The organism is Sinomicrobium weinanense, assembly GCF_018863395.1.
GTDB lineage: Bacteria > Bacteroidota > Bacteroidia > Flavobacteriales > Flavobacteriaceae > Sinomicrobium > Sinomicrobium weinanense.
The window spans coordinates 187,809-199,757 of sequence record NZ_JAHKRR010000002.1 but is presented as its reverse complement, the minus strand read 5'-3'; the positions used below and the strand labels follow the sequence as shown (position 1 = coordinate 199,757).

Annotated in this window: 7 protein-coding genes; 5 read left to right on the top strand and 2 right to left on the bottom strand. The window is 48.1% G+C overall.

Annotated elements, in window-relative coordinates; translation table 11 throughout:
- Positions 1–11 precede the first annotated feature (11 nt).
- The 4 genes from KN811_RS06535 (at position 12) to KN811_RS06520 (ending at position 8,748) form a co-directional block, all read left to right on the top strand.
- Positions 12–1,166, top strand: coding sequence for a FecR family protein (locus tag KN811_RS06535; protein WP_187965701.1), 1,155 nt, complete (start codon positions 12–14; stop codon positions 1,164–1,166).
- Positions 1,167–1,495: 329 nt separating this feature from the next.
- Positions 1,496–4,711 (top strand): TonB-dependent receptor, encoded by a 3,216-nt coding sequence (locus KN811_RS06530; RefSeq protein WP_187965702.1) that lies wholly within the window; start codon positions 1,496–1,498, stop codon positions 4,709–4,711.
- A gap of 136 nt (positions 4,712–4,847) precedes the next feature.
- The gene (locus tag KN811_RS06525) at positions 4,848–6,446 is read left to right on the top strand and encodes a RagB/SusD family nutrient uptake outer membrane protein (protein ID WP_187965703.1); all 1,599 of its coding nucleotides are present in this window, start codon (positions 4,848–4,850) and stop codon (positions 6,444–6,446) included.
- Between the two features lie 526 nt (positions 6,447–6,972).
- Positions 6,973–8,748, top strand: coding sequence for a M60 family metallopeptidase (locus tag KN811_RS06520; protein ID WP_187965704.1), 1,776 nt, complete (start codon positions 6,973–6,975; stop codon positions 8,746–8,748).
- Between the two features lie 282 nt (positions 8,749–9,030).
- Here the strand turns inward: KN811_RS06520 and KN811_RS06515 are convergent, their stop codons facing one another.
- Together KN811_RS06515 and KN811_RS06510 are read right to left on the bottom strand one after the other, a co-directional pair.
- Positions 9,031–9,693: a pyridoxamine 5'-phosphate oxidase family protein gene (locus tag KN811_RS06515; RefSeq protein WP_187965705.1), complete on the bottom strand. Its 663-nt coding sequence runs from the start codon at positions 9,691–9,693 to the stop codon at positions 9,031–9,033.
- Between the two features lie 39 nt (positions 9,694–9,732).
- Positions 9,733–10,215, bottom strand: a complete 483-nt coding sequence (locus KN811_RS06510) for an OsmC family protein (RefSeq protein WP_187965706.1) — start codon at positions 10,213–10,215, stop codon at positions 9,733–9,735.
- A 148-nt stretch (positions 10,216–10,363) separates the two neighbouring features.
- Here KN811_RS06510 and pdxR point away from each other — a divergent pair, with 148 nt between their 5' ends.
- Complete coding sequence (gene pdxR / locus KN811_RS06505) at positions 10,364–11,872, top strand: MocR-like pyridoxine biosynthesis transcription factor PdxR (RefSeq protein ID WP_187965707.1); 1,509 nt, start codon at positions 10,364–10,366, stop codon at positions 11,870–11,872.
- Positions 11,873–11,949 lie beyond the last annotated feature (77 nt).

The window sequence follows — 11,949 nt, the reverse complement described above, 5'->3', positions numbered from 1 at the left end:
TTGAAGTTAAGATGAAAGACAGACCGGATCAACTGATAGAAAGATTTTTACAGGACAAACTGTCTCCGAAAGAGGAAAAAGAACTCCGCGAGTGGCTGGAAACCCCGGGAGGCCGGCAATTCCTCAAAAAAGAAATACAGTTACACCACCTCGTCCGGGCCACTTTGCACAGCTTTGACGGGGAAAAAGCCTATGGCCAAACTTCCCGGCTCGTGCAAAAAGCTGAAAAAAAGCATTTCTGCTGGCGGACCTACCTTCGATATGCAGCCGTATTGGTTATCGCACTGGGATGCGGCTATTTTTTATATACGCATTTGTCTTCGAACACAAAAGAACAGCTCGTCATTTCCGATGAAAAGATCACGCTAGAGCTGGAGGACGGTAGTATACGAACCATTACGCCCGGGGAGCCACAACAGATCACTACCGGGAAGGGCAAGGCGGTAGCTACCCGGCAGGGAGATACGCTTTATTACAGTTCCGGGCTCCCGGAAAACAGTCTGTTGTTCAATATACTCCGGGTACCATACGGAAAGACCTTTAAGCTAAAATTATCTGACGGCACCATGGCCCATCTCAATGCAGGGACTTCATTGCGATACCCGGTGAAGTTCAGCGGGAGGGCCAGGGAGGTGTTCCTCGAAGGAGAAGCGTTTTTTGACGTAAGCGAAAATAAGGACAGACCGTTTCTGGTCCGGACCGGAAATATGGACATCGAGGTTACCGGGACCAGGTTCAATGTTTCCGCCTATGAAGACGACCCCGAAACCTCCGTGGTCCTGGCCGGAGGAGCCATAACCATTCACAGTACCGGGAGATCGGGCAAAACCGGAACCTCTGCAACCCTGTCACCGGGACAAAGGGGGGCACTGGCCAGGGGCACATCCCGTATAGACCTACGGGAAGTGGATGTGGAAGATTATATCGCCTGGATGGACGGCAAGGTTATCTTTTATAACAAGGCATTTAAGGATGTACTGAAAATACTCGAACGCAAATACAACGTAACCATTAAGAACGATTACCCCGAACTGAATAAAGAACGTTTCAAAGCGATTTTCGACGACGAAACCATAGAACAGGTATTAAGGACCTTTACCGAGAGCCGGCTTTTCAGTTATCGTATCCGAAATAATATTATTGTTATTGAAAAACCCGAAGAATAGGGGGACTTAACCATATATTAATACACGGAAAATACCCGTGTAATATAAGTGTGGTTATTTAGTAAATTTTTAATAGAAGCATCAACTAACATAAAAACAACCAACTCTATGAAACCATTTTCCATCAGGCCACCTACATTGTAGCTATGCATTTGTAAAAACATTTCCATTTTTCAGAGCGTATAAAAAAGACCGGGGAATGCCGCCACATCCCCCGATCCGGATTTTTAGTGATTAAAAATAAAGTAGAACCACCAAAACATAAAAGTATGAAAAATCCCTTACGGATTAAAGGAGTTCCCCTTTGTCCTTTAAAATTTGATCTCAAAATGAAACTCGCTGTATTGTTTACAGTCTTTTCTCTTTTTCAACTCCAGGCCTTTTCTTCCTATGGGCAAAAGACAAAAGTAAGCCTGAAAATGGAGAACAGCCCCCTGGAAGAAGTCTTTAAGGCCATAGAATCCCAGACGGAATATAAATTCTTCTATAACCTCAATGATGTAGATACCCGGAGGCCTGTTTCCGTCAGGGCCGACCGGAAGCAACTCGGCCATGTGCTCGACGAACTCTTCAGGGGCTCGGAGATCAGTTATAAAGTTGTACACGAACAAATAGTACTTACCCGTAAAAAAGCCAGGGCATTCCGGTACGGGAAGACCAATAACCTCAGGTATCAGCAAGATATGATATACGGCACGGTGACCGATGAACAGGGAGGACCATTACTGGGAGTCACGGTCCTGGTAAAGGGGACCAATGTAGGGACCAACACCAATGAAGACGGATATTACCAGCTTACTGCCGGGGAAGGAAACATTCTTATGTTCAGTATGATCGGTTATAAGAATGAGGAAATACATATTAAAGGCCAGGAGCAGATCGATGTTGTATTGAAGGAGGCCAGTACGGCACTCGATGAGGTCGTGGTCACCGGTTACAGCACCATAGAAAAACAGCACGTGGCCTCGTCCGTGGCCGAAATGAATATAGACCGTGCCGTGAACCGTCCTATCTTTAAATTACAGGAGGCATTCAGCGGAACCCTCCCCGGTGTTACCCTGATGCAGGGAAGCAATATGCCGGGAGAAGTACCCGGAACCATTTCCATAAGAGGGATAAGTACATTGCAAAATGAAACCCCGCTTGTTATCGTGGATGGAATGGAGCAAAGCCTTACCGACATTGATCCCAACCAGGTAAAAAGCATTAGCGTACTGAAAGACGCTGCCTCCGCATCCCTGTACGGTTCGCGCGGGGCTAACGGGGTGATCATTATCGAGACCAAACGGGGAACTACCGGGCAGTTCAAGGTAGACCTGCATACCTGGGCGGCCGCAAGCGATCCCATAGACCTGCCCGATTTTGTGAATTCTGCAAATTATATGCGGCTCAATAATGAAGCGAGGAACATGCAGGGCCAGACCCCCTTGTTTACCGAAGAGGATATAAGCCTGGCCGATCAGGGACTTTATCCCGATGTGGACTGGCTGGACGAGGTCATGAAACAGAGGTCACACTCCTATAACGCCACCGCGAGTATTTCCGGAGGCGGGGGGGTAGGTACCTTTAACCTGATGCTAGGTTATATTACCGACAAGGGATTGAACGCCAAGGAAGGCAGCGAAAAATTCAGCGCCCGTTTCAATACCAATATCAATATAGACGATAAGTTTATCCTGATGGCCGATTTTTATGCGCATAGGTTGCAGGTAGACCGGCTGCAACTGAGTGATCTGTCTGATGATTCGAGTGATGATCCCAGTTCGCACTGGTTGTATCGCGATGCCTGGAAAATGAATCCTACCCAGAAAATATTTTATGATTCCGATCTGCCTGAGCATTATATCCTTCACAACAATTTAAACCCTGTGGCTGCCATTCGCCATGGTGGGCTTAGGAATAATATGTATGATAGAAGTACCATCAATCTCAGGCCCAGGTATTTTATTACCGACAACCTGTCTATTGATGGCAATGTCTCTTATATGATCAATAAGTCGGCCAGTAAGATTAAACGCGAAACTTTTAAATTTTTTGACGGGGACGGCAAACCTGCAGATACATGGGGCAATCATGTAAAGTCGAGGCAGGGTACCAGTGTCAGCCAGTTAACGGCCCGAGCTAATGTCAATTACGAACAGCCACTCCGGAAAAACAAGGATAAACTCTACCTTATAGCCGGGTCGGAGATCATGAATTACAACTATACCGATTACCGGGAGATCAGTAAGGCCTCTTTTTTCGGAAAACTGAACTATTCCCTGGACAACCGCTATATCCTGGAAATGACCGCCCGTACCGACGGTAGCAGTAAATTTGCCCCGGGGCACCGATGGGGCTTCTTTCCTTCCGCAGCCGTGGCATGGAACGTTCACAACGAAAACTTCCTCTCCGGCCTCAGGGATAACGGGACGGTCAATAACCTGAAACTCCGTTTTTCGTACGGGCTGATCGGTAATGAGAATGTAGCCCCCTATTTGTACCAGGAAATAGTGAACAACTGGGGGTGGACCATTCGCGTACCCAATCCCGATTTTACCTGGGAGAAGCAAAGACAGGCCAATGCAGGGCTGGACCTCACTGTACTGAACAACAGGCTCAGCCTCACTGCCGAACTGTACAGGAAACATTCGTACGACCTTATTTACTCCCGTTTTACCGTACCGCCACTCACAGGGGCCAACATCCCGGAATCTTCGGTAAACATCGGAGAAGTGGAGAATAAGGGTTGGGAGATATCTGCAAGGTGGAGCGACCAGATAGGAGAGTTGTCTTATAGTATCGGCGCCATGCTGTTCGATAATAAGAACAAAATACTGAAAGCCGGCTATTCCAAGTCTGATACGCTTGTATTTAAAGAAGACCCCGACAAAGTATGGTATCGTGGTATTGCCATAGATAACTTTTACGGTTACGAAAGTAACGGCTATTTTCAGGACCAGGAGGAAGTAGACGCCACCACGGCCAAACTGCCCAATACCCTTCCGGGGGACATCCGTTATGTAGACCAGAATGGCGACGGGATCATTAATGAGCTGGACAAGATAAACCTGGGTGATCCTTTTCCCCATATGAACTATTCCGTGACACTGAACCTTCAGTACAGGCGCTGGGATTTCAGTATGCTGGGACAGGGGGTAGGCAAGCGGACAGGCAGACTTAACGGCCTTGAGGGCTACCCGGTATTGATGGACGGCAGGGACAACGATCTCGGGACCCCCCGGCAATATTATATGGACAACCGGTGGACACCCGATAATCCCAACAGCCGTTTCCCGAGAGTCTGGACAGGAGCCAGCGCCAATGCCGTGCTCAGTGATGTCTGGCTGAGCAATGCGGCTTATTTCCGGATAAAAACCCTGCAATTGGGATATACCATCCCCGAAATAGGAAAGAGTATCAGGAACCTTCGTATTTACATAAATGCCCAGGATGCCATAACCTTTACCAACTGGGAAGGCCTGGACCCCGAAAGAGACGGAGGGAATGGAAATTACCCGAGAATGGCTACCTATAGCCTGGGATTAAAACTTACCATACTATAACCGCTTAAGCAAAACAAAAATGAAACACCCACGATAAAGTTTCCTTTAACATAAACAAGCATGAATATGGGTGTTCCATGCCTGTGCCGAGCTTAGTCGAAGCATGGCCGTTGAAAAACAAATAAAAAATATACACATGAAAAGAATATTTATTATTTACATTTTTATGATCCTTGGAATGACCGGGTGCGAGTCCTTCCTGGACAAGACAGACCCCAAGGCCACCACCTTCCAGGAATTCTTTATCGATGAAGACGACCTGCGACGGGTGACCTACAGTAGTTTTTATGATGTATTCACCCATCACAGTAACAGGAGAACGTTGCTGTATATGAAAGACGGAAGGAGCGATAACGCCTATGCCCGTTCGGAAGACGACCATCACCTTCGTATTGCCAACGGTACGATCAACAGCAATACACGGGCATTTGAATATTACTACACCCTGCGCCTCAAACACGTGGGAAGGCTAAACACTTATATTGCCAATATCGATGTACCCTATGTGGAAGACGAAGCTGTCCGAGCCCGTTATAAAAGCATACTGGAAGGCCTCCGGGTCTGGCATTATTTCGAATTGACCGCAAGGTGGGGAGATGTCCCTTTTCTACTGGAACCGGTCACCGTGGAAGAAGCAACGGTAGAACCTACTCCTAAAGAAGAAATACTGAACCAGCTGTTCCAGATGTCCGAAGATATAGCAGACCGGCTTCCCCCGGATGAATATACGACCAATAAATACATGTTCAACAAATACTCCTTTAAGGCATTGGTGATGCGGTATGCCCTTTATAATGAACGTTATGAACTCGCTGCACGGCTGGCCAGGGAAATCATGGACAGTGGGAATTATAGCCTGCACTCCAGTTACAGGGACCTCTTCCAATACGAAGGGGCCACCACGAACAACGAGTTTATCCAGCACCAGGATATCGAAAGTTTCAGCGGTAGTACCACCTATTCGTTTCGCGACCTCGGGCCGCATTTCAGAACCGGGAACGGGGAGTCCTATTGTGTTCCCCTGAAGTCCCTCGTAGACACCTACTGGACCCTTCAGGGACGCCCTATTGACGAATGCCCGTTACACACCAAAGAAGAATACGAACTCGACCCCAAGCTCAATCGCGACCCTCGTTATGAGGCCAGTATCATGGGGCCCGGCGATGAGTTTTACGGAGAGACCATAGATATCTACAATCCGAACAACCCGATGTTTTACGAAAACCAGCGGGCCAGCCGTTCCGGCTACTGGTTCCGGAAATTCGTATCGGAGGCCGATGCTTTCCGTAATGGCAACCTTACTTACGGATTGCTCCGTTACGCCGAAGTATTGCTCACCTATGCCGAAGCGAAGATCATGATGAACGATGTCGATAACCTGGCCAAAAGCTGCATTAACCAGGTCAGGGAAAGGGCAGGCCTGGATATGACCGTGGCCGATGTTACCCTGCCGGATTACAGTGCCTATTCGCAGCAGCAGTGGATAGACCTCATAAGGAACGAACGCCGTATCGAATTTGCCGGGGAAGGATTGCGCTATGACGATATCATAAGGTGGAAGATCGCGGAAGATATGCTCAATAAACCTGCCCTGGGACATACGAGAATGGTAAACGGAAGCAAAGTATCCCTGAAGATCGAAAACCGTTCCTTCGCCCCGCGGAATTACCTGTGGCCTTTTCACGAAAGCAGCCTGAAAGTGAACCCCAACCTGAAACAGAACGCTGGGTATTAAGACGGTGTTTTTTAAAGGAGATTGATAGGAGATTGGTCCCGCTACGCGGGAAGATTGAACGAGATTGAAATGCTTCAAATCGATCTCCCGATAGCGATCGGGATTCAATCTTCCATCAATCTTCATCAATCTCCTATCAATCTCCTATCAATCTTTTAACCTTTGTTTGAGTTAGTTAGTTGGTCAAAGCCGTTGCTGTATGCGAGTGCAGTAGCGGCTTTTTATATGATTTGAAAGAAAAGTTGTAGCAGTCATGACGATAGAGGCGCTTTTGTGGTGAATTTACGATTTTTTTAACTTTTATGAGGGGTTAACTAAAATTAAAAGCTAAAAATATGTTAAATATTAAAAATATTTTTATCTTTATTCTGTAATGTGTTCGATACCATTTTATAAATAATCTTCATTTGCGATAAAAAGTCGGGTTGGGAACAATGGAAAACTGAAGTATGTTACGTTTTAAAATGTGTTCGACAACATTTTTAGTCCCGGATCATTGTATATTAACCTTTAAATCCAAATACTTATGAAACACCTGAACCTGAAACTTAACCGTTTTATCCTGTTCGTAGCATTGACAGGAGTTGTATTTTCCTGTGGTGTGCCCCCGGAAACCGATCCGGGAGACCCCGATAACCCGGACGGAAGCGGCATTGCTGTCAATGAAATACAGGAATTTAACGAAACCCCTTCGGGGCAGGAAGAGGCCGCACGGCTCGGACAGTCTTTTCCGGCCTCGGATTTTACACCTTCAGGATTTTACCTGCCGCCCGGTACGGACCTGATGGTAAAAATGGAACAACTGGAGCAGGGGAGTGGCACCCCGGTGTTGCTTATAGGTTCCTATTCCAGGTACGAAGCCAAGTGGAATCCTGCTGAGGTACAGCTCCACAAAGGGATAAATACCATTAAGGGAGATGAGTATGGGGGCCTGTTGTACGTTCGCTACAATGCCAAGAGCAATAATGTCTCCTCGGGCCGTGTCCGTCTTGAATTTATGAACGGGCATGAACCGTTGCCGTATTTTGTCCTGGGAGAAACTACTAACGGCCAGTGGCAGACTATGCTCGATACCTGGACAGAAGCCCCGGACGTACAGCTTGTGAGCGATAAGGCCATTATCGTTGCCTCCAGGGACAAGGCCCTCCAATACCGGGATGACGACCAGAACCAGTTGCTCACCCTGGTAGATGAGGTGCTGAAAACGGAAGACGATATAAGCGGGCTGGACGGCTCTGCTCCCGAACATCAGCGCAATGTACACCGTATACTGATGACAGAGACCGATAAGGACGATACCTTTATGGCGGCGACCTGGTACCGCACCTGGTATCACCGCGATGTCGCAAATCATATTCTCACGGTAGAAGGCCTCGGAAATAATGGCTGGGGCCCCTGGCACGAACTCGGGCATATGCACCAGCAAAGTGCCTGGACCTGGGATACCCTGGGCGAAGTTACCGTAAACATATATGCCCTTGCCGCAGAAAGGGCCATGGGAGTGAGCCCTTCCCGGCTGGTACGGGATGGGGTATGGTATGCCGTAGCCGATTACCTGGCCCTGTCCGATGAAGAACGCGATTTTAACAGCAATGCAGCAGGACTGTTCGTACGCCTGGCCATGTTTCAGCAATTATGGCTGGCCTATGGCGATGAGTTTTTCCAGGAATTGCATAAACATACCCGGGAAGAACAGCCGTCGCTAAGCAGCAGAGAAGAGAAAATGCGGTATTTTATGCTGAAAGCCTGTGAAATTTCGGGAAATGACCTCGCTGAATTTTTCCGGAAGTGGGGGCTTAAGGCAAGCGCATCGGTATATGACGAGATCGCTGCCCTGAACCTGCCCCAACCGGATATTGACCTCACCACACTTACAGATGATCCCGACTGGGACAGCAGGTGGCTGGTGACAGATTACAGTTCACAGGAGACCGCCGGCGAAAACGGCAGGGCGTCCAACATCATTGATGGCGATCCGGCGACCTACTGGCATACACGTTGGTTCGACAATGCCGCCGAATATCCGCACTACGTAACGGTGGATATGAAAGAATCTGCCGCGGTCGGCGGGTTTACACTTACCCAGCGCGACGGGCAAAGAAAGGTAAAGGACCTGGAAATACAGGTAAGTAACGACAATCAAGATTGGGAAAGCCTGGGAGATTTTGTATTGGAGGACAATGCAACTCCACAGAATATCGATCTGGCCGAAAGCAGGTCGTTCCGGTATTTTAAACTCATTATGAAATCAGCGCACGACGGCCTTCAGTTTGCCGCTATGGCAGAAGTCGCTGTTTACTGACCTGTTTGCTAAGTTTTGTTCGTTGGACAAGCCCGGTTGTAACATACATCCGGGCTTGTTGTTATGGAAAAATAATTGATTTAGCGGAATTATTTGTATTTGGACAAGTATTCCGGGGTCAGTGAAGAAACGATATCCAGATATTTCTTCCCCGGATTTTGAACAAACCTTTCCATAACGTAGGGCAGGAGATTATAAATCCCGGTTGTCAGGTGGTTTTCGCTTTTACCGATTGATGTGTCGCATTGACACGGTGTGCATGCAGCCATAGTTTTTTCTGTTTTAGGGTTGGTGATTTTTTACATAATTCAGTACAGACGCCGGGGCTTTTATATGTTCTGGCAGGAACGGGTCGTATTCGGGTTCCCCCACGGTTTCTGTAATCGGGATTACTCCCGCCCATATGGGCAGGTCCAGGTCTTCTTTTTCGTCAGCAACTCCTCCCGATCTTATCTTGGCAGAAGCGCTGTCTATTGCTATTTCCAGTACCAGGGTGGCACGGAGCTCCTTGTCGTTGGGCTGCCTTACGTGTTTCCAGTGGCCCGGCACCATGTGATTCAGTATACACTCAAGGGCCTGCATTTTTTCTTCATCCCCTTCCAGTTTTCTCACTTTCCCGAAGATATTGACCGAACGGTAATTGGCAGAATGGTGAAATGCCGAACGCGCCAGGACCAGCCCGTCCAGGTGGGTCACCGATATACAAGCCTCCCCCGCTTCGGACAGGCAGGACATCATCCTGTTCTTCAGTGAACCGTGAATGTACAGGCGATCTCCTTTCCTGCCGTAAGCCGTGGGGATAACAATGGCTTTTCCGTTCCAGGTATAAGCCACGTGGCAAAGGAATTTTTTGTCCAGTATGCGATATATCTGCTCCTGGTCGTAAGAAGCCCGTTTCGGTCCGCGGACCAGTTTATTCAGGGGCGTGGTTTCGTAATTCGGCATAACCTTGATTATTTACAAGTGTTCAGTTGATCCTTTACTTCAGTTCTGTTTGTTTTTTACGAGACAGACAGGCTCGTGGCGTATGGGGAAATTACAGGAATTGGCAATAAAACAAAGCTCGCCGGCCCTGTGATGTAACGCGTCCAGTTTGCCTGTCATGGATTCTTCTGAAACCGTTACCCTGGGGTGCAGTACGATCTCTGTAAAACGGCCACCGCCTTCCCTGGTCTCTTCCATATGGCCGACAGGATGGTCTTCATAATCGGTGACCAGCACCCCCGCTTGGGAACAGAGGTGTAAAAACCACAGCATATGGCAGGATGATACGGAAGCGACCAGCAATTCTTCCGGGTTGTGCCTGGTACTGTCGCCCCGGAAAGCAGGGTCGGACGAGCCCGCTATATCCGCTTTCCCCTCTTTAATAATGGAATGGTCCCGGTCGTAGGCACGGTAGCTGCTGGTTCCCGATCCCTTGTTTCCTGTCCATTTTACCGTAAGGTCGTATTTGTGGGTCTTGTTCATAACTACTTTTATTATTTTGGCGGACCAGGCATCAATCGAAGCCCGGAAATATGAAAAATCATCGGTCTATGTTGATTTATAATGTCAAAAGTATTAGTTTTATGGAGTGTTTTAGTGGTCCAGTTTTAATATATTAAGTAGTCCGGTTATGCTTCCATACAAGACAGTGATCAAGCTCGATAAAAAAGCCTGCACCCCGCTTTACATTCAACTGTGCAATCAGGTTATACAACTTATAAAATGTGGTGTATTGGCACCTTCTACCAAACTTCCGGGAACAAGATGGATGGCAGATACGCTGCAGGTCCATCGGAAAACGGTAATAGCTGCCTATGACGAGCTCATGGCCCAGGACTGGATAGAGGTTCGTCCTGCCAAAGGAACATTTGTAAACGGATCGCTTCCCCTGGTAGAACAGCAGCCCATCTCCGGGACCGGGTTAGCGGAAAAAGCCCGGCAAAAGGCAGGTTTTAGCTTTATCCAAAGAAAACATTTGAACAGCAGGGATACCGAATTTCCCAGGAAAGGCATTCTGGGGCTGGACGACGGTGTCCCCGATAACCGTATTGCCCCGATAGAAGAGATAGCGCGGGTATATCGCAACATCGTAAAGAAGTCCTATAACAGGAGGCATCTGTCCTACGGGTCTATTTACGGTAATATGGAACTCCGGGAAGCCCTGGCCGATTATTTGAACGATACCAGGGGATTGAGTACGAGCCCCGATAACATCCTTATCACCCGGGGCAGCCAGATGGGGATCTATCTTTCCGCCAGGTTATTGCTTGCACAAGGAGAAAACATCGTGGTAGGCGAAACCAATTACCGGTCGGCCAATAAAGTATTTATAGAGACAGGGGGCAGGCTGAACAGGGTAAGAGTGGATGAAAACGGTATGGTGACATCCGATGTGGAAGCCCTGTGCAAAAAAAAGAAGATCAGGGCGGTTTATGTCACCTCACATCACCATCACCCTACCACAGTAACCCTTTCGGCACCCCGGCGTATGCACCTTCTGGAACTTTCCCAGAAGTACCATTTTGCCATCGTTGAAGACGATTACGACTATGATTTTCACTATTGTAATGCCCCGATATTACCCCTGGCCAGTGGTGATTCCGGAGGAAATGTGATTTATATAGGAGCCTTGTGCAAGATCGTGGCCCCGGCTATTCGTGTAGGGTATCTGGTAGCCCCGAAAGATTTTGTAGATGAGGCCGCCCGTCTGCGAAGGGTCATAGACCGGCAGGGCGACCAGATCCTGGAACTAACCCTGGCCCGGATGATACGCGATGGCGAAATACAAAGGCACAGCAAAAAAGCATTAAAGATCTATCATGCCCGGCGCGACCTGTTTTGCACACTGCTCCGGGAAAGACTGGGAAAATATTTCGAATTCAGAAAACCGGAAGGGGGAATGGCCATATGGGTTACCCTTCGGGAAGGTTATGACTGGGAAGAAATAAAGGCCGAGGCGAAGAAGAACAAACTGAAACTGGGCGGGTATTGCGGCGATGAAGACGATACCATAGACCAACCCTATCCCGGCCTGCGTATGGGCTTCGCCTCACTGACCCCCGACGAAATAAAAGAAGCGGTGAACAGGCTGGAAACAACCATGAAGTTCCTGGAACAGAAAGTAGAAAGCTATGTGTAATATAGATGTTTTTGCAGGTCCCCGGATTTGTGATATTCTTATGGTCAGAGCCGGACTTTCGAGGCACAAAACCATAT

Coding starts and splice junctions, on each gene's coding strand:
- KN811_RS06535 (WP_187965701.1), top strand. CDS start 12: ATGAAAGACAGACCGGATCAACTGATAGAAAGATTTTTACAGGACAAA.
- KN811_RS06530 (WP_187965702.1), top strand. CDS start 1,496: ATGAAACTCGCTGTATTGTTTACAGTCTTTTCTCTTTTTCAACTCCAG.
- KN811_RS06515 (WP_187965705.1), bottom strand. CDS start 9,693: ATGCCGAATTACGAAACCACGCCCCTGAATAAACTGGTCCGCGGACCG.
- pdxR (WP_187965707.1), top strand. CDS start 10,364: ATGCTTCCATACAAGACAGTGATCAAGCTCGATAAAAAAGCCTGCACC.
- KN811_RS06525 (WP_187965703.1), top strand. CDS start 4,848: ATGAAAAGAATATTTATTATTTACATTTTTATGATCCTTGGAATGACC.
- KN811_RS06520 (WP_187965704.1), top strand. CDS start 6,973: ATGAAACACCTGAACCTGAAACTTAACCGTTTTATCCTGTTCGTAGCA.
- KN811_RS06510 (WP_187965706.1), bottom strand. CDS start 10,215: ATGAACAAGACCCACAAATACGACCTTACGGTAAAATGGACAGGAAAC.